Genomic DNA, 23,494 nt, shown 5'->3' with positions numbered 1-23,494 from the left:
CGGGGGATTATGGCGGGGTTCTTTGGCCAGGACCCTGTTGAGTGGTGTGTGGCGAGCCAATGCGCTCGGTGCGAGGTCAGGCCTTGCTGAGCCGGCGCATGCGTTCGGACGGCGTGACGATGTCGGTGAGGCGGATACCGAACTTGTCATTCACCACCACCACTTCGCCCTGCGCAATCAGGTAGCCGTTGACCAGCACGTCCATCGGCTCCCCGGCCAGCGCGTCCAGTTCCACCACCGAGCCCTGGGCCAGTTGGAGGATGTTCTTGATGGGGATGCGGGTGCGGCCCAGTTCCACGGTCAGCTGGACGGGAATGTCCAGGATCATGTTGATGTCGCTGCCCGGCATGTTGCCCGGGGTGGGGCTGAAGTTGGTGAAGGTGGCCGGTGCCACCTGTTCCGCCACCGACTGCACTTCTTCCACCGCCTGGGCGCTGCCGCCCCCACCGCCAGCTTCGGCCAGCGCCGCCGCCCATTCGGCGGCCATTGCGTCCTGTTCGTCCATCGAGTCCGGAGTGTCAGCCATTGCGGGCTCCCAGCCAGCCGGCGTCCGGGCCGGTCAGCAGTTTTTCAATCTTGATCGAGTATTTGCCGTTGGAAGTGCCGTAGTGGCAGTCAAACACCGGCACCCCGTCCACCTTGGCCTGGATGATCTGTTCCAGGTCCAGTTCAATGAAGTCACCGGGCTTGAAGGCCAGCAACTGTTCCACCGTGGCCGGGGCCTTGGCCAGTTCGGCCACCAGTTCCACCTCGGCCGACTGGATCTGATGCTTGAGCAGGTTCACCCAGCGGCGGTCCGGTTCACTGGAATCGCCCTGCGTGGTGCTGTAGAGCACGTCCCGGATCGGCTCCAGCGTGGAGTAGGGGATGCAGAAGTACACCGTGCCGCTGGTTTCACCGATTTCCAGCGTGAAGCTGGTGGAGACGATGATTTCGCTGGGCGTGGCGATGTTGGCAAACTGAGGCTGCATCTCCGAGCGCTGGTATTCCAGCTCCAGCGGATAGATGCCTTTCCAGGCCTTTTGATATTCCTGGGTGATGACTTCCACCAGCCGCAGAATGACCCGCTGCTCGGTGGCGGAAAAGTCCCGGCCCTCGATGCGGGTGTGGAACTTGCCGATGCCGCCAAAGAGCGAGTCGATGACCGCAAACACCAGGGTCGGGTCGCAGACGATCAGGCCCGAGCCCCGCAGTGGCTTCACCGACACGATGTTGAAGTTGGTCGGCACCACGATCTCGCGCAGGAAGGCGCTGTACTTCTGCACCTTGATGCCCCCGATGGCGACTTCCGGGCTCTTGCGGATGAAGTTGAACAGGCCGATGCGGATGTTGCGTGCAAAGCGCTCGTTGATGATTTCCATCGTGGGCATGCGCCCACGGACAATGCGCTCCTGGCTGGCCAGGTTGTATTCACGAATGCCACCGCTCTGGACCTCTTCGGCCTCAAGCTTCTGGCTTTCGCCGGTGATGCCCTGCAGCAGGGCATCGACTTCGTCCTGAGACAGGATTTGCTGGTTCATGGCAACAACCTTTGCACGGCCCCGTGCTTACTGCACGATGAAGGTGGAGAAGAGCACCTGGGTCACAGGGCTTTCCACCTGACGCTTCTTGCGCTTCTTTTTCTTGGGCGCGTCGCTGTCTTCCTCTTCCTCGTCATCCAGTTCAATGCCCATGGGGCGCACGGCTTCGCGGCGGATTTCGCGCGCCAGTTTTTCCTTGCCTTCCACCGTCAGCAGCTCTGCCGATGTCTTGTGCGAGAGCACGAGCAGCACGTTGTTGCGAATGGCCGGCATGTAGGCCTTGAGCTGGTCGGCAAACTTGGGGTCGGCCACTTCCAGGGTGATGCCCACCTGGGCAAAACGGTCGACTTCCTTGTCCGCCAGGTTGACGGTGAAGGGGTCCAGGGGCACGAAGGTGGGAGGGGTGCCCGGCTTCGCATGGGCGGCCGGCGCATGGGTTTCCTCCGCTGCGCCGCCTTCCTCTTCAGCGGCGGCCGCCGCCTTCTTTTTCATCATCAGCAGGGCGCCCACGCCAGCCAGCACCAGCACCAGCACGATGGCGATGATGATGATCAGCTTTTTCTTGCCGCCGCCCTTGGCGGCGACCTCATTCCCTGCGGCAGCAGTGGCCATGGGTGGGCTCCTGTAATCAGTCGGACACGCGGGCTGGCAAGCAGCCCGTTACAGCATCCATTGTGCGGCGCTTGTGTCGCCGCCAAAACTGGAAAAAGCAGGAAAAACGGTGTTTGGCGGTCGGACTGCGCCCACTGGGGCGCGTCCGATCAGGCGTAAAGGTCCACCAGGCCGCGCGGCTGGGTGCGGCGTTCCGATCGGGCCACGGCGGTCAGGCCGTCGTCCCCGGACGAGCCCCCCCGGCTGCCTCGGCGACCGCTGCCATCCCCGTCCGAGCCGCGGCCACTCTGGCCATTGCCCGACTGGGCCTGCGCAAACACACCGCCGCCGCTCAGGGTCAGGCCCTGGCTTTGCAGCGCAGCGGCCAGGTCCGGCATGCTGCGCATCAGCACGTCACGGGTGGCGGCCTGTTCGGCGTGGAAATTGACTTGCGCCTGCTGGCCGTCCAGTTGGATCTGGATGGCCACCGGCCCCATGTCGGCCGGATTCAGCTGCAACTGGGCCTCGTGGACGCCGTCCTGGATCAGCATACTGACGCTGGCCGACAGCTCGGGGGCGAAATCCGGGCTGTCCAGCGGCTGGGAGAGCGGCACCGAGGGCCCATCGGCCGGGGCCGCAGCATCGGTACCGGAGGTGCCCCCGCTGGCGTCGGCCTGTTGCGCGGCAGCCAGCAGTGCATCAAAGCTCTGGGCCGGTCCGCCGGCGGTGGTCTTGTCGCCCAGGCGGATCTCGCGGGATCCGCCCGCCAGGGCTTCCAGCCCCTCGGCGCCTTCACCGGCCCGGGTTTTGCCGTCCAGGGCCGACAACGTCGCCTGTTGAAGATCCTTTTGCAGCGCCTCATGGCTGGCCACACCGGCGGCGGCATGGCCGCCCTTGCCATGACCGGCCAGTGCGGCGTGGCCGTCACCAGCCGCGTCGGTCAGCGCACCGTCTTTGAGCTGCGGACGAGCCTCCTGCGGTGCATCCCCACGCAGCATCGCCAGCATCTGCTGGGCAGCGGCCGTGGGGTCGGTGGCGGCGGTCTTGTTGGTGGCGCTGGTGGCGTCATCCTGGGCCGTCGCTGCATCGCTGGCGTCGGTTTTTCCTGCCTTGTCGCCGCTGTCCGCCGCCTTGGCCGGCCCCTTGTCCGACCGGGCCTGCGCGGGTTCCGCGCTGTCAGGCTTGGCCTGCGTCTGCCGGGCCTGGGGCTTAGGCGCAGCATCGGCCTGGCGGTTGGCGGCGCTGCGATTGGCCGCATTGCGGGCATTGAGCTTGTTTTCTTCCTGGGCCGCGCTGCTGGTACCGTTGCCCGATCGCGAGCCGCCTTGGGCGGACGTGGTCTGGGACGGTGTCCGGGCCGGCGTGGCCGGCTTGGCTGCGGGCTGGGCCGCAGGCGGGGCGGAAGCAAACGTCTGGGCCTGCGGCGCCGGCGCCCGGGCCTGCAGATGCTGCGCACTCTGGTTCAGCAACTGCGAGAAGGAGGCCGGCGACGACGACGCCGTGGTCGAGGTGGTGGACCCCGCCCGGCCGTTGTCCTTGCGGGTGCCGGAGGAAGGGCCGCCGATGGCGCTCAACGCGCTGCCACCCGCTGCCGTGTTGTGATGCAAGGGAATCTGGGACATGGACGAAGACCTCAGGCGACCAGGCGGTTCAAGGGATTGCCACCCCGGGCGGCCGCACGGGCGGCCTGCTCATCGGTGGTGCGCTGCTCCTGGCGCAACTGGGTGCGCAGGGCCTCGGCACGGCGGCGTTCAATCAGCTTGCGCACCGATGCCACGCGGAGCTCGCGCTCCTGCAACACCTTGCGAGCCGCGTCCAGACGTTGATCCGCGAAGTTGGCAGCACCGGCCTGCTGGCCGATGGCCTGGTCCAGCCGCCCCCCAAAGTTCTGATAACAACCCAGGATCTGGATCGTCGTCCGCTGGGCGAATTCCTGTTTCCAGCGCGATTGGTAGTCGTTGCGGTATTGATGCAGCTGGTCATGCTGCATCCGCGCCGCCTGCGCCCGCCGTTCGGCGTCTTGCAGGAAGCGAAGGGCTTCGTCACGCTCGGCTTCAGCGCGCTCCAGCAGCACGGTGAGTGCCTGCAGATTGGAACTACTCATTGGGATACCTCGTCCACGGATTTCGACGTTTTTCACGCGAAATTAAGTGTGGCCGCCAATTGAGAGAGGCAATCCGCTAAAGAAGCGGGTGAATGCATGTCTTGTTGAAGCAATCGAACCATGTCGGCATGCAAGCGAACGGCGGCGTCCAGCTCCGGATCGTGCCCCGGTTGGTAGGCGCCGAGTTGAATAAGATCACGCGCTTTGTTGTATTTCGCGAGCAATTGCCGAAATCGCCGGGCCAGTTCAACATGTCGGCGGTCCGCCACGGCGGTCATGACCCGGGAAATGGACTTTTCCACGTCAATGGCAGGGTAGTGGCCACTTTCGGCCAGTTCCCGGCTTAGTACGATGTGACCATCCAAGATGCCTCGGGCCGCGTCCGCAATGGGGTCTTGCTGGTCATCCCCTTCGGAGAGCACCGTGTAAAAGGCGGTGATCGATCCTTCTCCCGCCAAACCGTTGCCGCTGCGCTCCACCAATTGCGGAAGCTTGGCAAAACACGAAGGCGGATAGCCTTTGGTGGCCGGCGGTTCGCCAATGGCCAAGGCGATTTCGCGCTGGGCCATGGCGTAGCGGGTCAGCGAATCCATCAGCAGCAGCACATGCTGGCCTCGGTCGCGGAAATGCTCGGCAATCGCGGTGGCGTAACTGGCGCCCTGCATGCGCAGCAGCGGGGGGGCGTCAGCCGGCGCGGCCACCACCACCGAGCGGCGCAGCCCCTGCTCACCGAGGATGTCCTCGATGAATTCCTTCACTTCACGGCCCCGTTCACCAATGAGGCCCACCACGATCACGTCGGCCTGGGTGTAGCGGGCCATCATGCCCAGCAGCACCGATTTGCCGACACCGGTGCCGGCAAACAGGCCCAGCCGCTGGCCGCGTCCCACCGTCAGCAGGGCATTGATGGCGCGCACGCCGGTGTCCAGCGGACGCCGGACCGGGTCGCGGTCCATGGCATTGATGGCGCGGCGCACCATCGGTTCATCACGCACGTTCTGCAGCGGGCCGCTGCGGTCCAGCGGATGGCCTTGCGGATCCACCACACGGCCCAGCAGCCCGTCGCCCATGGGCAGGTGCAGGCCACGGTCCTCGTCCCGGCGCCAGGGGTGCCGTTCTTCGCCGAGCACCGGCCCATGCAATGCGGCCGGGCGCGGCAGCACCATGGCGCCACTGGCCAGGCCGTGGATTTCGTCGGTCGGCATCAGGTAGGCCCGGTCGCCGGAGAAGCCGACCACCTCCGCCTGGACCGGCCGCTGTCCGCGCCGGGGCTGGGCGGCGGAGGAGGGCATGTGGATCTCACACACCGAGCCCACCGGCACTTTCACGCCGGTGGCTTCCAGCACCAGGCCCGCCACGCGCACCAGCTTGCCCTGTGGCTCCAGCGTGGGTGCATGGCTCGAAAAATTCTGCAGGTCGCGGAAGTACTGCTGCCAGCGATCGGTGCGGGTGCTCATGGGCCTGGACCGGCGTCAGGCCGGTGTGTCGTCGCCGAAGCGGCTGTGGTCGAAACGGCTGGACTCAAAGCGTTCAGGCTCTAAGCGATCCGGTTCCTGGGGGGTGGGGTCCTGGGCGGAGGGGCGTGTGGCCTCGCGTTGGAAGTCCCGCGGCGCTTCCCTGGCCGCGTCCGGCTGCCAGGGCCGGGGAGATGCCTGCTCTGCCGCACTGCGGCGATCTTCCCAGACCGAGGCCTGACCCAGCGTGGACACGGCCGCCTGCCATCGCGCCGGCAGGGTGGCGTCCACACTGCAGATGTCGGCATCGACCTTGCAGCCGCCACGGGCGATGCTGGGGTCGGGTATGACCTGGGTTTCACGGGCGCGCAGTTCTTCACCGGCCCCGTCCAGCACCAGCGGCAGATCATCCGGATGCACCCGCATTCGCACATGGCGCGCGTTGATGAGCAGCGCCTCCACCGCATCGTGGGCCACCTTGGCAATCAGCTCGGGCTGGGTGCTCAGTTCGGACCGCACCACCTGCCGCGCCAACTCCACCGCTGTGCGGGCCAAGGCTTCTGCCATCTCCCGCTCCACCGATTGCAAATCGGCATCAAAGCTGGTCACCAGGGCGCCCACCTGGGCGCTGATCTGCTTGGCAAAACTCTGTTTGAAGGCATCCAGTGCGGCCATGCCGTCGCGGTAACCGTCCTGATAACCCGACTGCCGTGCGGCATGCAGCAACTCATCGATGCTGGGCTGGGGCGGCGGTGGCGGTGCGGGCGGCTCCACCGGTGGTGGGGCACTCACGGGGGAGCGGCGCGGCGCCTGGCCCCCATCCAGGGAGCCGGGATTCCAGGCGGCAAAGCCCGACAGCTCCTCGCGCGGAATGATGCGGCTGTAGCTGGTGCCACGCGGCGAATCGCCCTCGGGGCGGGTGGGCGGCGGCACTTGGCGGGGCGGGCGGGTGACCATCGGTGTGAAGCGTCCTGACTGCGACAGTGCAGACTATTACAGGAATTGGTCGTCGCCGCCGCCGGCCAGCACGATTTGTCCTTCGTCCACCAGGCGGCGCACCACCTTCAGAATTTCCTTCTGCTCGGCTTCCACCTCCGACAGGCGGACCGGGCCGCGCGACTCCAGGTCCTCGCGCAGGGTTTCGGCCGCACGGCTGGACATGTTGCGGAAGATCTTCTCCCGCAGTTCCGGCCCGGCGCCCTTGAGGGCCACGATGAGGGATTCGGACTGCACTTCCTTGAGCACGGCCTGGATGCCACGGTCGTCGATCTTGTCCAGATCGTCGAAGGTGAACATGTTGTCCATGATCTTCTGGGCCAGGTCGGAGTCGGCTTCGCGGATGTAATCCAGCACCGAGGCTTCCACGCTGGAGCCCATCATGTTGATGATTTCCGCCGCCGTCTTCACGCCGCCGAGGTTGGACTTCTTCATGCGCTCGCCACCGGCCAGAATCTGGCCCATGACTTCATTGAGGTCCTTCAGCGCCATCGGCTGAATGCCGTCCAGGGTGGCGATGCGGATCAGCACTTCATTGCGCTGCCGTTCGGTGAAGACGCGCAGCACCGAGCTGCTCTGGTCGAAGTCCAGATGCGACAGGATGGCCGCGACGATCTGCGGGTGTTCATTGCGCAACAGCTCGGCCACCGAGCCCGGGTCCATCCACTTCAGGCTTTCGATCGACGACACGTCGGAGCCTTGCAGGATCCGGTCCAGCAGCAGGTTGGCCTTGTCCTCGCCCAGCGCCTTGCGCAGCACGGCGCGCACGTATTCGTCGGTGTCGGACACCAGCGTGCTTTGTGTTTCCGCCACCTTGTCGAACTTGTCCAGCACCGCTTCGACGCGGTTGCGCGGCACCACCTTCATCTTGGCGATGGTTTCGCCCAGCTTCTGCACTTCCTTGGGAGCCAGATGCTTGAAGACCTCGGAGGCTTCTTCCTCGCCCAGGGACATGAGCAGGATGGCTGCGTCTTCTACGCCTTTGTCGTCCATGTCGGGTCTCGCTTCGGTCCTGTTGAGTCTGGGGGATCTGCCGGATCAGCGCTTGGCTGTTTCCAGCTCCTCGCCGTTCACCCAGGCACGCATGATGTTGGCCACGGCCACCGGATTTTCCTTCGCCAGCATACGCGCCCGCTCGAGCTTGTCGTTGGAGATGGGGGCTTCCAGGGCCGGCAGGCCGCCCGGGCCGGCCGTCAGGGCCAGTGGTTCGTCCTCGACCACATTGAGATCGGCCGCAGCTGCATTGTCTTCCTTGACCGGCGGGGGCGGGAAGGCCGCCTTCAGGGCCGGCCGCACCAGACCAAACACCGCAATCAGGGCCACCAGCACCAGGGCCGCGGGGATGGCGGCATCACGGGCCACATCACGCAGCCAGGGCTGGCGCCACAGCGGCAGGTCGGCCGGCTCGGTCTTGTCGGTCACAAACTGGGCGCTGATGACCTTCACCGAGTCGCCACGGTCCTGCGAAAAGCCCAGGGCTTCCTTCACCAGGCCGTCCAGCTTTTGCAGTTCTTCGGCGGACAGCGGCTGGCTGGTGGTCTTGCCCTTGGCATCGGTCACCGTCTTCTGGTTGACGACCACCGCCGCATTCAGCCGGCGCACCTGGCCGATGGCATTGCGGGTGACGCGCACCGTACGGTCCACTTCGAATTCGGTGCCATTGACACGACGGACGTTCTGGCTGCCTCCGGTGGTGCCGGCGGGTTGCAGCTGCTGGGCCTGGCCGTTGATCGGGGCGGCAGCCTGCGGCGGCACCTGATTGGTGGTGGCACCCGGCACACCGGTGGGCACGGCGGGCGTGCTGCCGGTCTGCTCTTCGGAATTCATGCGGCGCACCGAGCTTTGGGTGTTCGGGCCCTGGTTCGGCTTGAACTCTTCGGCCGTCGATTCCACCTGATTGAAGTCCACATCGGCGGTGACGGTGGAGCGCAGGTTGTCGCGGCCTACCACCGGCTCCAGCAGCTCGGCAATGCGCTTGTTCAGGTTGTTCTCGAGCTGCTGCTTGTACAGCAGCTGCTGGCTGTCCAGCCCGGTGCCGTTGTTGTCAGTGTTGTTGGACAGCAGGGTGCCGGTGCTGTCCAGGACGCTGACGGCCTTGGGATTGAGTTCGGGCACCGAGGACGACACCAGGTGCACGATGCCGGCAATCTGGTTGCGGTCCAGCGTGCGGCCGCCGCGCAGGGTGAGCATCACCGACGCGCTGGGCTTTTGCTGCTCGCGGAAGAAGCCGTTCTGTTGTGGCATGGCCAGATGCACGCGGGCATCGGCCACATCCGCCATGGCGGTGATGGTGCGGGTGAGTTCACCCTCCAGGCCGCGCTGGAAATTCAGGCGTTCATTGAACTGGGTCTGGCCAATCGACTGCTTGTCCATCAGCTCGAAGCCGACAATGCCGCCTTTGGGCAGACCTTGGGACGCCAGCTTCATGCGCAGGTCATAGACCTGGCTGGCCGGAACCATGATGGTGCCGCCCGGCTCATTGCGGTAGGGGACATTCATCTGCGCCAGTTGGGCGATCACGGCGCCGCCGTCCTTGTCCGACAGGCCGGAGAACAGTGGGCGGTAGTCGCCCCGGCTGGTCATCATGGTCATGGCCACGATCACCGCCAGCAGGGCGGCCACACCCGCGCCCAGCATCATCTTGCTCTTGGCCGGCATGGCGGCCAGGCGGGCCGGGAAGCTCATCGGTGCATCGGGCTTCACCTCGGGGAGTCCGGCGGCGGGGCTGCTCAGGGCGTTGTCCATGGGGCGGTAGGGGGCGGTGGGTTGGTCTGGCGAGTCGGCGCCCGGAACATGCCAGGCCGCAGTCGAAATTATGGTCAAGACGACTCTCAAGAATGCCGGAAACAGGCCGAAGAAGCCCCCCTTGTTTCCATCTTGTGCGGCCCACTGTTTCACTACAGTCTGTGCCGTGGACCTGAAACTTCAACCCTTCAATTTCGCCAACGCGGTGGCCCGCGCCGGACTGACCCCTCAGGGGCAGCCGGTGTCCAAACCCGCGTCGGGTGCGAGCTTCGCCGATGCGATGAGTTCGGCATTGAAGTCGGTGAGCGCGCAGCAGAATGAGGCCTCACGCCTCCAGCGCGAGGTTCAGCTGGACAATCCCACCGTCAGTCTGGAAGAGACGATGGTGGCGATGCAGAAAGCACAAATCGGCTTCCAGGCCACCTTGCAGGTGCGCAATCGTCTGGTCTCGGCGTATTCCGAGATCATGAACATGCAGGTGTAAGTGGGCCGGCGTCAGCCGGGGCGCTTCATCATGCGTTCGCGCTTCTGGGCCTGGTCGATGAACAGTTGCAGGGCCCGCGCGGCGGAAGGCGCCAGCGACACAAACGCGCAGCCGAGCGCGTGGGGTGTCTCGCCTTCACCCGGTGTGACATGTTGCACACGCAGCAGCGCCGCAAAACTGACTTCCCGCTCCAGCTCCAGTGTGCCGGACAGCTCCTGTCCGGCGGCAGGCGGCGCGGGCATGGCGGTTGGCATGCCCGGCGGCGTGGCCGCAGGCCACTGAAGCGCCAGGCCGCCGCCGCTGACATTCACCACACGGATGCGCAGTCCTTCCGGGGAGGCCAGTCGCAAGGCCGGAAACAGCTGGCCGTGGGATTGCACCCGGTAAGCCTGGCGGCGCTGGAAACGGTAGAGCGTGGTGGGGAGCGGCGCGCGCAGCACTTCGGCGCCGGCACCGCGAACAGCCACCAGGCCTGGCAGCTCGAATTCAAGTTTGATCCGGTCGAGGTAGGCCGTGGCCGTGACTTCGTTGCTGGCCAGAATGTCGGCCGTCGAGGCGGGGGCCGCCGGGGACTCCACGCTCAGCATGCCGTGTGGCATGTCCAGGGCCAGGAGCACGGTGTGGAACAGCCCGCCTTCGGGGGTGCTCAACTGCACACGGGCCTGGGCCTGCAGCAGCTCCCGCAACCAGCTCATGATTTCGCCAGGCGCGTCGAGCCGGAAGTCCGCCGCAGCGGCGTCCGACGCATGGGTGGGGGCCGGCGGGGGCGGGGCGGTGGAACGGTCGTTCAAGGCAGCATGCTCAGGGAGATCGCAGGGAGCGTACGACTCTTGGGGCAGCCGCGCTCGGATCGGCGGCGTCGCCCCGGGGCGCTTTAATGCACCGTCTTGGATTTGCCCTTCATCAGCTGGTCCAGGTCGTCCAGCCAGGGTTCAGCCAGATGGCGGATCTCGGCGTCGTTCAACAGGATGCGCTGCATGATGCGGCTCTTGAGCTGGCTCTCTTCAGCTCCCAGTTGCTGCTGCGTGGCGGCATGCTTGAGCTGCGAAATCAGCAGCACACAGGCGCCTTCCAGCTTGACCACCTCATCCCAGTTACCAGTGCGGGCTGCGTTCAGCATGTCCGCGCTGGCCTGTTCGATGGCTTCGTAGTAGCTCAGGAGATGAGTGTTCATGGTCGTCGTCGGGGCGGTTGCTGCCGGGGCGGCGGTCTGCGTCTTGGCGGCGGAAGTCTTGCTCATGGTACTGCTCGGGGCGATGGGGCCGTGATGAAGGCCGTCCCTCAGGCGGCGACGCGTTGTTCGGTCGAGGCCGGGGCAATCGTGGCCCAGGCTTCGCGGATCGGTTGCATCAGACGTTGGCACTCTTCCACGGCGACGATGTCGCTGTGCAGGTTGGCGTAGGTCAGGCGCATGCTCATGTAGGCATAAAGGTCGCGCAGGTCCAGCGCCAGGGTGCCGGCGGCGGGGTTCAGCGCAGCTTTCAGGCCTTCGTCCAGGATGCGGACGGCCTTGCTCAGCGCACGGCCCTTGGCTTCCACATTCCCGGCACGAATCGCTCCCAGGCTCTGCGTCATGGCGTCGTGGGCGCCATCCAGCAGCAGTTGCACCAGGCGGTGCGGGGAGGCTTGCAGCACATCGGTTTCCACGCCGACGCGGTTGTACATGTTGCTCGCGCGCTGGCCGTGGGAAGCAAAGGGAGAAGAGTTTCCGTACATGGTGTGCTGCGGGGTTGTCGTAGTACTTGTTTTAGTTTTCGGCTCTCACGCGGCTAACTTGAGCCGACCCTCGCGCTGATTCATGAAGGAATTTTGCGATATTTCACAAAAACAAAAGCCTCCGTGAGGAGGCTTGGGGGTGCTCTTTTCAAAGCGCCGGAGAAAGGGGGCGTTCCGGGGCCGGTTTTCAGAGAGGAAGACCGGTTTTTTTCTTCGCTCAGCTGCCGCTGTCCAGCATGCTGGTGATCTTGCTCACATAGCTGGACATGTCGTTGAGCTTGGCCATTTGAGTGTCCAGCGCCGTGTATTGGGCACGGATGCGCTTTTCGTAGTTGGCCGCCCGATCGTTCAGCTCGTCGGCGCGCTTGTTGTTGGCGGTGACGCGTGATTGCAGGCCGGAGGTCCGGGTGGTGATGCTGCCGTCCATGCCGGTGACCTGGTCGGCCAGGGCGCGCCAGCGGGTGGCAATGCCGTTGTTCGCGGCATTGGTGCTGTCGGTACCCATGAAGAGCTGTTTCAGGTCGCTGATGTGGCCCAGGGCGCTGCTCAGCTTGCTGTCGTCCACCGTGATGGTGCCGGCCGTGCCGATGTTCAGCCCCAGGTCCGACAGGCGCGCATAGGCGCCGCCCAGGGTGCTGCCACCGGAAGTGATGTTGCGCAACTGAGCCTGCAGGTTGACCGCCGTGCTGTCGCCCTGCAGCGTGCCAGCCACCTTGTTGGTGTCGTCATATTTCGTGTTCTCGCGCAGCATGGTCATCAGGCTGTTGTACGACGTCACGAAATCGGTAATGGCCTTCTTGACGCTGTCCTTGTCCTGGCCGACGGTGACGGTGAGGTCGCCCTTCTTGAGCACGTTGATGCTCAGCCCGTCCACGGCGTTCTCGATCACGTTGGTGGAGGAGACGATGTCCAGGTTGTTGATGGTCAGCTTGGCATCAGCCGCAGCGGCGTTCTGCGTCAGGGACTTGATGCCGGCGGTCGGGTCATAGGCCAGCGCAGAAAGGCCGGAGGCGTCGCTGTTGTTGCCGTCGGCATCGGTGGCGGTGATGCGAAACCCGTTGGCCTCACCGGTGGAGGCCGAGCGAATGACCAGCCGGCTGCCGGTGGCATCCGTCACCACGGACGCCAGCACACCAGCGCCGGACGCATTGATCTTGTCCCGCACATTCGCCAGGGTGTCCGTGGCGCTGATGGTGACGCTGACGGCCGACGTGCCGCTTTTGCTGGTGAACGAAGTCTGGGCGGCATCCCCCCACTGGCCCAGCTCGAAGGTCAGCGTGCCGGCACCGACCGTCGCCGTGCTGGACATGGAGGTACTGGCCAGGCTCTGGGCCGCCGCCAACTGGGTCACCGACACGGCGTAGCTGCCCGCGCCGCTGCCGGAACCGGCCGTGACGGTGGCCATGGACGTGTCCGACGACGTGGCGGTCAGGGCTGCCCAGGTGGCCGGCGTGGTCAATTTGCCGGCGGCATCCCGCATCGAGCTGAAGGCGCTCTGGATCTTGCCGTAGGCGGAAATCTGCGTCTTGAGCGTGTCGGTCCGGGTCTGGAGGTCGGTGATTGGCTGTTTCTCGACCGCCACCAGCTTGGCGACGATGTCCTCGACTTGCAGCCCGCTTCCGAGGCCGGTGGAGGTGATGGTGGCCATACTTCGACTCCTGGGTCATGCCTGACGGTCAGCAGACGCGCACATTCGCTGAACAGGCAAGCGCAATGGACGACCGGGCCCCGGATGGAGGCCCTGTCCACGGTATCGGCACGGCAGGTGTCCGACTTGAGGGAAATTTTCGCGTCAGGACGCGAATCAGCCCTTCAACAGGGTCAGGACCTGCTGCGGCAACTGGTTGGCCTGGGCCACCATCGCATTACCGGCCTGTTGCAGGATCTGTGCCCGGCTGAGATTCGAGGTTTCCTGCGCAAAGTCGGCATCCATGATGCGGCTTCGGGCGGCGGTCTGGTTTTCGTAGGCCACCTGCAGGTTGGAAATCACGGCATCGAAGCGGTTCTGGGTGGCGCCCAGAACGGCGCGCTGGGAGTTCACCGCATCCAGCGCCGAATCGATGTTGGCCACGACGGTGGCAATGGCGGCGGCGTCCGCCGTGTTGTCGATCACCGCGCGGCCGGTGCCATTGATGTCGGTACCGGCGACCGCCGTGATGGCGGCGTCCTGCGTCATGTTCGGCGTGGTGACGATGATTTCGTCATTGGCCGTGGTGTTGGGGCCCACCTGGAAGGTCTGCGGCGTGGCCGCATCCGCACCCAGGATGTATTTTCCGTTGAAGGTGGTGCCACCCAGCACGCGCTGCATTTCCTTGGCCAGCTCGCCGAATTCCTTGTCCAGGGAATCCTTGTCGCTGTTGGCGTTCGTGGCGTTGCGGGCCTGAATCGCCAGTTCACGCATGCGCTGCAATGAATCGGCCACCTTGCCCAGCGCGCCTTCCGCGGTCTGCGCCAGCGAAATGCCGTCATTGGAGTTGCGTATGGCGACGCTCATTCCGCGGGCCTGGGCATTCATTCGCTCTGCGATGGCCAGGCCGGCGGCATCATCCTTGGCGGAGTTCACCCGCAGGCCCGACGACAGCCGTTGCATCGATGTCGACAGCGACGACTGCGAGCTGCTCAGATTGCGTTGCGCGTTCAGCGAAGCAATGTTGGTGTTGATGGTCTGTGGCATTGATGCACTCCTGCGGAGATCCTTGTCCTGGCTTAGATCCTGACGGTGATCGTGGTTGACGGTGTCGTTCCCGACCTCGCCTGCCGACCCCCACCGCGCCCCTGGCGCTCTGGATGGGATCTGCCGGTTGGACCGGTGGTCGAGCCGATCAAAGCTTGGGCTCGATGGATCTCATTGTGGGGAATGTGTCGAATGCATGAAGCCGCGATAAGGAGGCGAAAGACCGGCCAAATGAAAGAAAGGCCCCGCGGCCATCCCGGGGGGCGGGATGGCGGCGGAGCCTCGGTGGAGACGGGGTTCTGGCTGAATGGATCTGCCTGCTGGCAGAGGCATTCAGCGCCCGGAAATCAGTCGCGCTGTGAGTGTGCCGGCGCGTGGGGCGCCGGCCTTGCGAAGGGCTTAGCTGCGCAGCAGCGACAGGACCTGTTGCGGCAGCTGGTTGGCCTGCGCCACCATGGTGTTGCCTGCCTGTTGCAGGATCTGGGCACGGCTGAGGTTGGCCGTTTCTGCGGCGAAGTCGGCATCCATGATCCGGCTGCGGGCGGCGGTCTGGTTCTCGACCGAGATCTGCAGGTTGGAGATGATGGCGTCAAAGCGGTTCTGCGAGGCGCCCAGCACGGCGCGCTGGCCGCTGACCGTCTTGATGGCCGCATCGATGTTGTCGATGACGGTGGCCAGGGTGGTGGGCGTCGAGGCGTTGTCGATGGTGCCGCCGGTGACCGCCGTGATGGTGGCGTCCTGCGTCAGGTCGGTGGTGACCACGTCCACCGAGTCGTTGCTCGTGGTGTTGGCGCCGATCTGGAAGGTCTGGGTGCCAGCATCCGCAGCCAGGATGGCCTTGCCGTTGAAGGTGGTGCCGCCGAGCACGCGGCCGATTTCTTCACCCAGCTGGGCGTATTCGCGGCCGATGGAGTCCAGGTCGGACGTGGTGTTGGTGGCATTGCGGGCCTGAACTGCGAGTTCACGCATGCGCTGCAGGGAGTCACCCACCTTGGACAGTGCGCCTTCCGCCGTCTGCGACAGGGAGATGCCGTCGTTGGCATTGCGGACGGCGACGTTCATGCCTCGGACCTGGGCATTCATGCGCTCGGCGATGGCCAGGCCGGCCGCGTCATCCTTGGCGGAGTTCACACGCAGGCCGGAGGAGAGGCGCTGCATGGAGGTGGTCAGGGACGATTGCGAGGCGCTGAGGTTGCGCTGAGCATTCAGGGAAGCCAGGTTGGTGTTGATGATCTGAGCCATGATCAAAATCCTTTCAATTGCGTAGACCTTGTCGGTCCGAGTCGGAGAGAACTGTCCGACGGGGCCGGACCACGAGGTCCTTGCTAGACATTGCGGACCCGTTGAATCCGTTATCGGGTCCGGGCTCGGAAGACTTGAGGGGATTTGTCGACGCGATGCTGTAGCAGCCCTCCACGAGTGTGATTTCGTGGGCATCTGGTGGGGGACGGAAGAAATGGCGGGTGATTGCCCGTCATTTCCTCGTTTCACCCCGAGGTGGCTTCAGCGCAGAAGAGGCAGAGATGCGGTCTCGGTGGGAGCCCCGGCAGCGCCGCCGATGTCTAGGGCAGCGACGCTGGGCTCACCGGGGTTCCCACCGGTGCCGACTTTCCTCTTTCCTCTTCCTATTCTTGTTCTTCTTGTTTTGGCGATTGGCGTTCGTCGTTCGTCGTCGGAGTCGGGCCTTTGACCGCGCCGGAAAGCACCAGCCCGGGGCCCGTTGGCTCCATGTCATTCCTGTCCGGCTTCGCCGGCCATTCCCTTCTTGACTTACGCCAACGGGCCCCGGGCTGGCGCTTTCCCGAATCGAGGACCGTGTGCGTTATGGCCTGCCTGCGTTGCCGCCTTTATCTCTACCCGTCGCGCCACTGCTGATTGCACATCGGCGGGCGATAGATGGAAGAGAAGAAACGGCAATGGCCTCGCAAACCCCGGGCCGACGCTCATGAGGGCAAGCGTCCGCCCGGACTCTGCCACCGCAGTGACCCATCGCCGCCTTGCAAGGTGGGCACGATCCCGTCGCCGAAGGAGCGAGGGGCCTTGCGAGGCGTCCAGGGCGCCGCGATGACGATGCCGGGTTCCTGGGGCCGCCACCCGCCTTCCGGTGAGGTGGCGGCGCGCCCTCAGGAGGATCAGCGCAGCAGGGCCAGCACTTGCTGGGGAGCCTGGTTGGCCTGGGCGATCATGGCATTGCCAGCCTGTTGCAGGATCTGCGCGCGGCTCAGGTTCGCGGTTTCCGACGCGAAGTCGGCATCCATGATCCGGCTGCGGGCAGCGGTCTGGTTCTCGACCGAGATCTGCAGGTTGGAGATGATGGCGTCAAAGCGGTTCTGCGAAGCACCCAGCTTGGAGCGCTCGGTCGAGACGGTCTTGATGGCCGAGTCGATGTTGTCGATGACGGTGGCCAGGTCGGTCGTGGTGGAGGCGTTGGTGATGGCGCCGCCAGTCACGGCCGTGATGGTCGCGTCGGTCGTCATGTTGGTCGTCACCACGTCCACCGAGTCATTGGTGGTCGTGTTGGCACCGATCTGGAAGGTCTGGGTGCCAGCGTCCGTGGCCAGGATGGCGCGGCCGTTGAAGGTGGTGCCACCCAGCACGCGCTGGATTTCCGAACCCAGTTGGGCGTATTCCTGGCCGATGGAGTCCAGGTCGGACGTGGTGTTGGTGGCATTGCGGGCCTGAACCGCGAGTTCACGCATACGCTGCAGCGAGTCACCCACCTTGGAGAGCGCGCCTTCAGCCGTTTGCGAGAGGGAGATGCCGTCGTTGGCATTGCGCTGGGCCACATTCATGCCACGGACTTGCGCTTGCATGCGGTCCGCAATGGCCAGGCCGGCAGCGTCGTCCTTGGCGGAGTTGACGCGCAGCCCGGAAGACAGGCGCTGCATCGACACAGCCAACGAGCTCTGGCTGGTCGAGGTGTTGCGCTGAGCATTGAGCGACAGCAGGTTGGTGTTGATGACTTGGGCCATGTTTTGCTCCTAACAGCAATCTAGAAATACATACCGGCAAAAGCGCCGAACCACACATGAGCGCCACCTCGGCTTGCCGCCTTGGCTTCGACTCCTGCCAGTCCGGCGCTAGTCAACCCTTTTCGCCCCGCCCCTCCCTGAAGGGGGTCATGACGCTTGGCCTTCTAACCGGACGACGTGTCTGATAGCAGACCCGTTGATTTGGTTGTCGGCACCTTCGCCATAGAACTTGAGGGCTGTTTGTCAAGACACTTGAAACGCGGAAAAGAGGGTCTGACAACAGGCTGTTTGGCGTTTGACTTTTGGCGGGAGCAAGGCCCCTGCCGCCGGTCAAATGCGACGGACACCTCTGGTTAACGGCAGGGCAGGGGCGGGATAAAGGGAGATTGGCCGGTGATTCGGGCGCTTTTCGTGTGCTTGGTCACAGGGGTGGCGGCCTAAAGTCTTTCCCAGCGTTGCCGACCCCGGTGACGCACCCGTCACCCCCTTCAGCAACCTTTGACCCCATGGAGAGGTCTATGCCGCTGCAAACGCCCACCCAAGCGCATTCCCAGGCACGGTCCGCCGCGTCCATCGTGTCCCCCCCCTCGACGGACGGCGTCAGCCGCATCCAGCCGGGGTCTCATGAGGCCACCCTGCTGCTGGCCCAGGCTCGCAACGCCGCCTTTGAGCAGGCCTCGCAAGGCCGCCTGGGCGAAGGGGTGAACCTGCTGTGCAATGCACTGGAAATTGAACCCACCAGCGTGGATCTGCTGTCCGATGTGGCGGCATTGCTGCTGTCCGCCGGCCAATTGGCGGATGCCGCGCTGTATGCGCACCAGGCCGTGCAATTGCAGCCCCAGCATGCCCCCAGCCTTTACACCCTGGCCTTTGCCCTCTCGGGGCTGGGTGAAATCAAGGCCGCCATCGAGGTGCTGACCACCCTGTGCCAGGGAGAGGCGGCCGAGATGCTGAAGCGCGAAACTCCGGAATTGGCACCGCTGGTGGCGATGGAGTTGCGTCGTCTGCAGACGACGTGAGGACATGGCCACCTGGCCACCTGACCATCTGACCACCTGACGTTTGGACCGTCTGGCCATTCGTGATGAATGACCGCTCTGCGGCGCCTCGGGGGCCGCATGAGCGGTGATCCCGCAGGGGCGTGGACGCCCTCTCAACAGTCATCCGCATCCGACATGCTCCGTGTCGGGGGCCCGCCCGCTGCCTGCGGGCTTGAAGTGGCTGACAACGCCACCACCTCCCGCTGACGGCTCAGCCGCCACGCCACCGGCCTTTGCGCCGCTCCCATCTCCTCCGGATGTCTCCCCGACCTGTCAGCGTGTAGGAATTGCGCTGACAAGACGGTCGGCGCGTTCCCTAGCTCCAATCTGGCGGCGCCCTGATGTTGTCGGACGGGGTGAATCTGCAGAATTCATTCCAACGCAGCCAACAACGCCGTTGAGGAGATTCCAAATGAATGCAGACCAGATCCTCGCTGAGATCCGCGAAGCCAACCTGTCCTACCTGATGCTGGCCCAGAGCCTCATCCGGACAGATCGCGAGCAGGCCCTGTTCCGCTTGGGCATCTCGGAAGACACCGCCATCTTGCTGAATACCCTCAGCCCCGCACAGATGATGAAGATGGCCGCCAGCAACACGCTGCTGTGCCGCTTCCGCATGGACGACGACCTGGTGTGGAACCTGCTGACCAGCCACGGTAAACCCGCCGCCAACGATTCAGTCTCCCGCCTGCACGCCTCGATCCTGATGGCGGGCCGGCATCACGAAGCAGCGTGAATGGGGCCCCCGGTTCCGCGGGTACGCGGAACCACCCCCCGAGGGGGTGACCCTCGTTCGGGGCGAAGGCCCCGAACTCGGGTCGATGCGGCCGGCTTGGGGCGGCCCGGCGCCAGCGCAAGTCGGTCCAGGCACGGACTTCGAGTAACACCTTGGCTTGCGTGCGAAAGTCCCGCGCTCGGGTCGATGCGGCCGGCTTGGGGCGGCCCCGCGCCAGCGCAAGTCGGTCAAGGCACGGACTGCGAGTGACGGCTGGGTATGCGGGCGAAGGGCCTGCGTTTGGGTTGATGCCCCGGTGTGGGGTGGGTTTTTAAGCTCATTGTGAGAGGTTTTTCATGCGTACGAAGTCCATCCTGACGGAAGCCAAGCAGATCGATCGCGCTGTGATGCTGATCAAGCTGGGCGCACGGCTGCAGGTGCTGGAATCGGAAACCGACTTGAGCTACGAGCGTTTGCTGCGCCTGTACAAGGAAGTCTCGGGCAAGAGCCCCAGCAAGGGCCAACTGCCGTTCTCGACGGATTGGTTCATGAGCTGGCAGCCTAATATCCACGCCACGCTGTTCATGAATATTCATGAATACCTGAACAAGGTGGCGGAGATGGATGAGATCGATACCGTGATCAAGGCCTATCAGCTGTATCAAGAACAGACGCAAGCCCAGAATCTGGAGCCGCTGCTGTCAGTGACCCGCGCCTGGCGCCTGGTGAAGTTCGTGGACAACGGGATGCTGACGCTGACCAAGTGCAGTAAGTGCCACGGACACTTCGTGACGCATCCGCATGAAGTGGCCAAGCACTATGTGTGCGGCCTGTGCAACCCCCCAGCTCGCGCCGGTAAGGGCAAGGCCGCCGGCGGCCTGCAGATGCACTGATCCATTCGGCTGGAGCTCGCGCCCTATGTCCACACCCTGGCGTACCTGCCTGGTGGTCATTGCCAGAAATGAAAGCGCCCACATCCAGCGGCTACTGGAGAGTGTCCGCCCGTTTGTGGACGATATGCTGGTGTTGGACACCGGCTCCTCCGACAACACCGCCAGCCTCGCGGCTGCCTGCGGCGCTCGGGTGGCGCAGCTGTCATGGCCAGATGATTTTTCCGTGGCCCGTAATGCCGCGCTGGCACTGGCTGCTGCAGACTGGCATGTGGTGTTGGACGCCGATGAATGGCTGATCGAAGGCGGCGATGTGCTGGGCGCATTGCGACACACCCCGCCAGACTTTGTGGGCACCCTCGCGCTGGAAGACCGGTTCGATGATGGGGTCGCCCATGCTCGCCTGAGCCGCGTGCTGCCCGGCAGCGTCAGATATGCAGGCCGCATCCATGAACAACCAGTGCATTCGCTGCCGGTCCGTCCCCTGGCCCTGCACGTCGGACATGACGGTTATCTCGGCCAACGTCTGAAGGACAAACAGGGCCGGAATCGCCGGCTGCTGCAGGCCGCCATTCAGGATCATCCACAGGATGCCTACCTCTGGTATCAGTTGGGCAAGGACGCATTCGTCTACGAAGACTTCGCGTCGGCCGAAGAGGCGTTTGCGACCTGTGCCAGTTGCCTGTCTGGCGACCCGGCATGGTGGCCGGATCTGGTGGCACGGCGACTGTTCGCGCTCAAACGACTTGGGCACCACGCGGCGGGAGTGGTCTTTGCAGAGTCGCAACTCGGCCTCTGCGCCAATTCCCCGGACATGTTCTTCGCCTTGGGCGATCTGCTGCTGGATTGGGCCGCAGAGGAGCCGGCCCAGGCGGAACTGCTCCTGCCAATGATCGAGGACGCCTGGCGCCGTTGCCTGGAGATCGGGGAGCGGCCAGACCTTCCCGGCGCAGTGGCCGGCCGCGGCAGCCATCTGGCCGCCCACAATCTGGCGCTGGTCCTGGAAGGGACGGGCAGGGCGGATGAGGCCCAGTTGCTGCGCCAGCAGTTTCCGACGGGCTGAATCAGCGGATTGCCACGGATTGCCACGGATTGCCGTCCAAGGCGTGCCGCCCTCCATCATGAATGCAGTCGGCTCATTGGGCTGAATGGACTTTCGGCGCACGGCAGTGCCCGAATCAGGGGACTGCAAGGCGCGCCTTTTGTGAAAAAAGCCCTGGACACCGCCGGGCGTCTTTCATCACGGCTGGGGATGCCGAAAACGCCATCACCTTGAAATGTGAAAAAGCAGCGTCGGGATGGCGCTGATCCGGCAACCTGTAGGAAGTTCCCTGACAGAGCCGTCGTCCTGCGCCCTAAGGACGACATAGAAGCACCCTGATGTCGGCATTGTTTCGGGTTCCCTACAGTTCAACCCATGCCGCGACGTTCCAACAACGACGCACCCACAGGCCCAGAACGCAGACCCGAGGTACCCAGATGAACGCCGACCAGATCCTTGCTGAAATCCGCGAAGCCAACCTGTCCTACCTGATGCTGGCCCAGAGCCTCATCCGGTCAGATCGCGAGCAGGCCCTGTTCCGCTTGGGCATCTCGGAAGAGACGGCCACGCTGCTGAACACTCTGAGCCCGGCCCAGATGATGAAGGTGGCTTCGGGCAACACGCTGCTGTGCCGCTTCCGCATGGACGACGACCTGGTGTGGAACCTGCTGACCAGCCACGGTAAACCCGCCGCCAACGATTCAGTCTCCCGCCTGCACGCCTCGATCCTGATGGCAGGCCGGCATCACGAAGCAGCGTGAATGGGGCCCCCGGTTCCGCGGGTACGCGGAACCACCCCCCGAGGGGGTGACCCTCGTTCGGGGCGAAGGCCCCGAACTCGGGTCGATGCGGCCGGCTTGGGGCGGCCCCGCGCCAGCGCAAGTCGGTCAAGGCACGGACTGCGAGTGACGGCTGGGTATGCGGGCGAAGGGCCTGCGTTTGGGTTGATGCCCCGGTGTGGGGTGGGTTTTTAAGCTCATTGTGAGAGGTTTTTCATGCGTACGAAGTCCATCCTGACGGAAGCCAAGCAGATCGATCGCGCTGTGATGCTGATCAAGCTGGGCGCACGGCTGCAGGTGCTGGAATCGGAAACCGACTTGAGCTACGAGCGTTTGCTGCGCCTGTACAAGGAAGTCTCGGGCAAGAGCCCCAGCAAGGGCCAACTGCCGTTCTCGACGGATTGGTTCATGAGCTGGCAGCCTAATATCCACGCCACGCTGTTCATGAATATTCATGAATACCTGAACAAGGTGGCGGAGATGGATGAGATCGATACCGTGATCAAGGCCTATCAGCTGTATCAAGAACAGACGCAAGCCCAGAATCTGGAGCCGCTGCTGTCAGTGACCCGCGCCTGGCGCCTGGTGAAGTTCGTGGACAACGGGATGCTGACGCTGACCAAGTGCAGTAAGTGCCACGGACACTTCGTGACGCATCCGCATGAAGTGGCCAAGCACTATGTGTGCGGCCTGTGCAACCCCCCAGCTCGCGCCGGTAAGGGCAAGGCCGCCGGCGGCCTGCAGATGCACTGATCGGCAGTGCACGGCACGTGACCACCCAGACGACACGAAGACCCGGCCGCACTGGCCGGGGGAGCGCCCGCTCACGCACAATCGGGTCGCGTGCATCACCATCGGTCGTCTTGAGCGACATCCCCTCATCCCCCCCTCCCGCCACCACGGCTTCGCCCTGGCGCTGGCCCGCGCTTGCCCTGGCCAGCTGGGCGGCCTGCTGGGCCGTCTGGCGTGGCTTTGGCCCCGGTTGGCCCGCAGCGGTCGTGGGCGTCGGGCTCGGACTCATGCTGGCCGGCTTGCATGCGCAGTGGTGGCGCCGAGCCATCGTGGCCGGCGGTTTTCCGCTGGCATTGCTGGTCAGCGGTGTATCCCTGCCGGCCTGGGCCTGGCTGATTCCTCTGGCCATCCTCCTGGTGGCCTATCCCCGACGCGGATGGTCGGATGCTCCCCTGTTTCCCACCCCCCATCACGCCTTGTCGGGCTTGCCGGCCCAGGTGCCGTTGCGTGAACAAGCTCACGTTCTTGACGCTGGGTGTGGCCTGGGGGATGGATTGGTGGCGCTTCGCCACGCTTATCCCGCCGTCCGGCTGCACGGGATTGAATACAGTCCAGGGCTATGGCTGCTGGCTCGGTGGCGCTGCCGCTGGGCCAAGGTGTCCCGGGGAGACCTCTGGGCACAGTCGTGGCGGGACATGGACCTGGTCTACCTGTTCCAGCGACCCGAATCCATGCCACGGGCACTGGACAAGGCGCTGGCGGAGATGAAACCAGGCAGTTGGCTGGTCAGCCTGGATTTCCCGCTGCCGGGGCAGACGCCCCATGCGCAGCTGGAAACGGGAAGCCGACATCAGCTGCATGTCTACAGCGTTGAGGATTTAAAGGCCCCGTGAGAATCAGACGGGGCAAGGTGAGTGGCAGCGCTGGCGAAAGCCAGGCACGCCAGGCTGGCGGCGCGAGAGCAAAAGAAGGCTCAAGCGTTCAGGAGCGCCGGTCGATAAGAGATGAGACGGGTCGTGCCGCGAGGGGGCACGGCAGAT

Annotated in this window: 24 protein-coding genes; 8 read left to right on the top strand and 16 right to left on the bottom strand. The window is 64.7% G+C overall.

Going from position 1 to position 23,494, the window contains the following annotated elements; all coding sequences use genetic code 11:
* Positions 1–76: 76 nt before the first annotated feature.
* The 9 genes from fliN to fliF all read right to left on the bottom strand — a co-directional run bounded on the left by fliN (position 77) and on the right by fliF (position 9,488).
* Positions 77–526, bottom strand: coding sequence for a flagellar motor switch protein FliN (fliN, locus tag OU995_RS23895; RefSeq protein ID WP_267832666.1), 450 nt, complete (start codon positions 524–526; stop codon positions 77–79).
* The gene (fliM, locus tag OU995_RS23890) at positions 519–1,520 is read right to left on the bottom strand and encodes a flagellar motor switch protein FliM (protein WP_058934529.1); all 1,002 of its coding nucleotides are present in this window, start codon (positions 1,518–1,520) and stop codon (positions 519–521) included. Before fliM ends, fliN begins: the two co-directional genes overlap by 8 nt.
* A gap of 27 nt (positions 1,521–1,547) precedes the next feature.
* Positions 1,548–2,132 (bottom strand): flagellar basal body-associated FliL family protein, encoded by a 585-nt coding sequence (locus tag OU995_RS23885; protein ID WP_267832665.1) that lies wholly within the window; start codon positions 2,130–2,132, stop codon positions 1,548–1,550.
* A gap of 149 nt (positions 2,133–2,281) precedes the next feature.
* Complete coding sequence (locus OU995_RS23880; protein WP_267832664.1) at positions 2,282–3,733, bottom strand: flagellar hook-length control protein FliK; 1,452 nt, start codon at positions 3,731–3,733, stop codon at positions 2,282–2,284.
* 11 nt (positions 3,734–3,744) lie between these two features.
* Positions 3,745–4,215, bottom strand: coding sequence for a flagellar export protein FliJ (gene fliJ, locus OU995_RS23875; RefSeq protein WP_267832663.1), 471 nt, complete (start codon positions 4,213–4,215; stop codon positions 3,745–3,747).
* 32 nt (positions 4,216–4,247) lie between these two features.
* Positions 4,248–5,672 (bottom strand): flagellar protein export ATPase FliI, encoded by a 1,425-nt coding sequence (gene fliI / locus OU995_RS23870; protein WP_267832662.1) that lies wholly within the window; start codon positions 5,670–5,672, stop codon positions 4,248–4,250.
* A 15-nt stretch (positions 5,673–5,687) separates the two neighbouring features.
* On the bottom strand, positions 5,688–6,626 hold the full coding sequence (locus OU995_RS23865; protein WP_267832661.1) for a FliH/SctL family protein: 939 nt from the start codon (positions 6,624–6,626) through the stop codon (positions 5,688–5,690).
* Between the two features lie 36 nt (positions 6,627–6,662).
* Entirely contained in the window at positions 6,663–7,658 is a 996-nt protein-coding gene (fliG, locus tag OU995_RS23860) for a flagellar motor switch protein FliG (RefSeq protein ID WP_267832660.1), read from the bottom strand.
* Positions 7,659–7,703: 45 nt separating this feature from the next.
* Complete coding sequence (gene fliF, locus OU995_RS23855; protein ID WP_324288674.1) at positions 7,704–9,488, bottom strand: flagellar basal-body MS-ring/collar protein FliF; 1,785 nt, start codon at positions 9,486–9,488, stop codon at positions 7,704–7,706.
* 88 nt (positions 9,489–9,576) lie between these two features.
* On the opposite strand from fliF, the gene fliE reads away from it, so the two are divergent.
* Positions 9,577–9,894 carry a flagellar hook-basal body complex protein FliE gene (fliE, locus tag OU995_RS23850; RefSeq protein WP_420714759.1) on the top strand — a complete coding sequence of 106 codons (318 nt, stop codon included), beginning with the start codon at positions 9,577–9,579 and terminating at the stop codon, positions 9,892–9,894.
* A gap of 11 nt (positions 9,895–9,905) precedes the next feature.
* On the opposite strand, the gene OU995_RS23845 is transcribed toward fliE, so the two are convergent.
* From OU995_RS23845 to OU995_RS23815, 7 genes are all read right to left on the bottom strand, one after another.
* Positions 9,906–10,685 carry a flagellar brake protein gene (locus OU995_RS23845; protein ID WP_267832659.1) on the bottom strand — a complete coding sequence of 260 codons (780 nt, stop codon included), beginning with the start codon at positions 10,683–10,685 and terminating at the stop codon, positions 9,906–9,908.
* An 83-nt stretch (positions 10,686–10,768) separates the two neighbouring features.
* Entirely contained in the window at positions 10,769–11,068 is a 300-nt protein-coding gene (locus OU995_RS23840; RefSeq protein WP_267836356.1) for a flagellar protein FliT, read from the bottom strand.
* A gap of 107 nt (positions 11,069–11,175) precedes the next feature.
* Complete coding sequence (gene fliS / locus OU995_RS23835) at positions 11,176–11,610, bottom strand: flagellar export chaperone FliS (RefSeq protein WP_267832658.1); 435 nt, start codon at positions 11,608–11,610, stop codon at positions 11,176–11,178.
* A gap of 217 nt (positions 11,611–11,827) precedes the next feature.
* On the bottom strand, positions 11,828–13,258 hold the full coding sequence (gene fliD / locus OU995_RS23830) for a flagellar filament capping protein FliD (RefSeq protein ID WP_267832657.1): 1,431 nt from the start codon (positions 13,256–13,258) through the stop codon (positions 11,828–11,830).
* Positions 13,259–13,414: 156 nt separating this feature from the next.
* A complete protein-coding gene (locus OU995_RS23825; protein ID WP_267832656.1) occupies positions 13,415–14,284 on the bottom strand; it encodes a flagellin in 870 nt (289 codons plus the stop codon).
* Between the two features lie 399 nt (positions 14,285–14,683).
* On the bottom strand, positions 14,684–15,526 hold the full coding sequence (locus OU995_RS23820) for a flagellin (RefSeq protein WP_267832655.1): 843 nt from the start codon (positions 15,524–15,526) through the stop codon (positions 14,684–14,686).
* A gap of 890 nt (positions 15,527–16,416) precedes the next feature.
* On the bottom strand, positions 16,417–17,256 hold the full coding sequence (locus OU995_RS23815; RefSeq protein WP_267832654.1) for a flagellin: 840 nt from the start codon (positions 17,254–17,256) through the stop codon (positions 16,417–16,419).
* Between the two features lie 518 nt (positions 17,257–17,774).
* Between OU995_RS23815 and OU995_RS23810 the strand changes: the two genes are divergently transcribed.
* From OU995_RS23810 to OU995_RS23780, 7 genes are all read left to right on the top strand, one after another.
* Complete coding sequence (locus tag OU995_RS23810; RefSeq protein WP_267832653.1) at positions 17,775–18,275, top strand: tetratricopeptide repeat protein; 501 nt, start codon at positions 17,775–17,777, stop codon at positions 18,273–18,275.
* Between the two features lie 433 nt (positions 18,276–18,708).
* Entirely contained in the window at positions 18,709–19,032 is a 324-nt protein-coding gene (gene flhD, locus OU995_RS23805; RefSeq protein ID WP_058934544.1) for a flagellar transcriptional regulator FlhD, read from the top strand.
* Between the two features lie 335 nt (positions 19,033–19,367).
* A complete protein-coding gene (gene flhC, locus OU995_RS23800; protein WP_267832650.1) occupies positions 19,368–19,904 on the top strand; it encodes a flagellar transcriptional regulator FlhC in 537 nt (178 codons plus the stop codon).
* A gap of 25 nt (positions 19,905–19,929) precedes the next feature.
* A complete protein-coding gene (locus OU995_RS23795) occupies positions 19,930–20,964 on the top strand; it encodes a glycosyltransferase (protein WP_267832652.1) in 1,035 nt (344 codons plus the stop codon).
* Positions 20,965–21,380: 416 nt separating this feature from the next.
* Positions 21,381–21,704: a flagellar transcriptional regulator FlhD gene (gene flhD / locus OU995_RS23790; protein WP_267832651.1), complete on the top strand. Its 324-nt coding sequence runs from the start codon at positions 21,381–21,383 to the stop codon at positions 21,702–21,704.
* Between the two features lie 234 nt (positions 21,705–21,938).
* The gene (gene flhC, locus OU995_RS23785; protein ID WP_267832650.1) at positions 21,939–22,475 is read left to right on the top strand and encodes a flagellar transcriptional regulator FlhC; all 537 of its coding nucleotides are present in this window, start codon (positions 21,939–21,941) and stop codon (positions 22,473–22,475) included.
* 110 nt (positions 22,476–22,585) lie between these two features.
* Positions 22,586–23,347 carry a class I SAM-dependent methyltransferase gene (locus OU995_RS23780; RefSeq protein ID WP_267832649.1) on the top strand — a complete coding sequence of 254 codons (762 nt, stop codon included), beginning with the start codon at positions 22,586–22,588 and terminating at the stop codon, positions 23,345–23,347.
* Positions 23,348–23,494: the final 147 nt, after the last annotated feature.

It is taken from the genome of Roseateles sp. SL47 (assembly GCF_026625885.1).
GTDB lineage: Bacteria > Pseudomonadota > Gammaproteobacteria > Burkholderiales > Burkholderiaceae_C > Roseateles.
The sequence above is the reverse complement of the archived record's forward strand: the minus strand, read 5'-3'. Positions and strand labels throughout refer to the sequence as shown.

Excerpts from the sequence above, each read along its gene's own strand:
- fliN (WP_267832666.1), bottom strand. The coding sequence starts at position 526 with ATGGCTGACACTCCGGACTCGATGGACGAACAGGACGCAATGGCCGCC.
- fliM (WP_058934529.1), bottom strand. The coding sequence starts at position 1,520 with ATGAACCAGCAAATCCTGTCTCAGGACGAAGTCGATGCCCTGCTGCAG.
- OU995_RS23885 (WP_267832665.1), bottom strand. The coding sequence starts at position 2,132 with ATGGCCACTGCTGCCGCAGGGAATGAGGTCGCCGCCAAGGGCGGCGGC.
- OU995_RS23880 (WP_267832664.1), bottom strand. The coding sequence starts at position 3,733 with ATGTCCCAGATTCCCTTGCATCACAACACGGCAGCGGGTGGCAGCGCG.
- fliJ (WP_267832663.1), bottom strand. The coding sequence starts at position 4,215 with ATGAGTAGTTCCAATCTGCAGGCACTCACCGTGCTGCTGGAGCGCGCT.
- fliI (WP_267832662.1), bottom strand. The coding sequence starts at position 5,672 with ATGAGCACCCGCACCGATCGCTGGCAGCAGTACTTCCGCGACCTGCAG.
- OU995_RS23865 (WP_267832661.1), bottom strand. The coding sequence starts at position 6,626 with ATGGTCACCCGCCCGCCCCGCCAAGTGCCGCCGCCCACCCGCCCCGAG.
- fliG (WP_267832660.1), bottom strand. The coding sequence starts at position 7,658 with ATGGACGACAAAGGCGTAGAAGACGCAGCCATCCTGCTCATGTCCCTG.
- OU995_RS23840 (WP_267836356.1), bottom strand. The coding sequence starts at position 11,068 with ATGAACACTCATCTCCTGAGCTACTACGAAGCCATCGAACAGGCCAGC.
- fliS (WP_267832658.1), bottom strand. The coding sequence starts at position 11,610 with ATGTACGGAAACTCTTCTCCCTTTGCTTCCCACGGCCAGCGCGCGAGC.
- fliD (WP_267832657.1), bottom strand. The coding sequence starts at position 13,258 with ATGGCCACCATCACCTCCACCGGCCTCGGAAGCGGGCTGCAAGTCGAG.
- OU995_RS23825 (WP_267832656.1), bottom strand. The coding sequence starts at position 14,284 with ATGCCACAGACCATCAACACCAACATTGCTTCGCTGAACGCGCAACGC.
- OU995_RS23820 (WP_267832655.1), bottom strand. The coding sequence starts at position 15,526 with ATGGCTCAGATCATCAACACCAACCTGGCTTCCCTGAATGCTCAGCGC.
- OU995_RS23815 (WP_267832654.1), bottom strand. The coding sequence starts at position 17,256 with ATGGCCCAAGTCATCAACACCAACCTGCTGTCGCTCAATGCTCAGCGC.
- OU995_RS23810 (WP_267832653.1), top strand. The coding sequence starts at position 17,775 with ATGCCGCTGCAAACGCCCACCCAAGCGCATTCCCAGGCACGGTCCGCC.
- flhD (WP_058934544.1), top strand. The coding sequence starts at position 18,709 with ATGAATGCAGACCAGATCCTCGCTGAGATCCGCGAAGCCAACCTGTCC.
- flhC (WP_267832650.1), top strand. The coding sequence starts at position 19,368 with ATGCGTACGAAGTCCATCCTGACGGAAGCCAAGCAGATCGATCGCGCT.
- OU995_RS23795 (WP_267832652.1), top strand. The coding sequence starts at position 19,930 with ATGTCCACACCCTGGCGTACCTGCCTGGTGGTCATTGCCAGAAATGAA.
- flhD (WP_267832651.1), top strand. The coding sequence starts at position 21,381 with ATGAACGCCGACCAGATCCTTGCTGAAATCCGCGAAGCCAACCTGTCC.
- flhC (WP_267832650.1), top strand. The coding sequence starts at position 21,939 with ATGCGTACGAAGTCCATCCTGACGGAAGCCAAGCAGATCGATCGCGCT.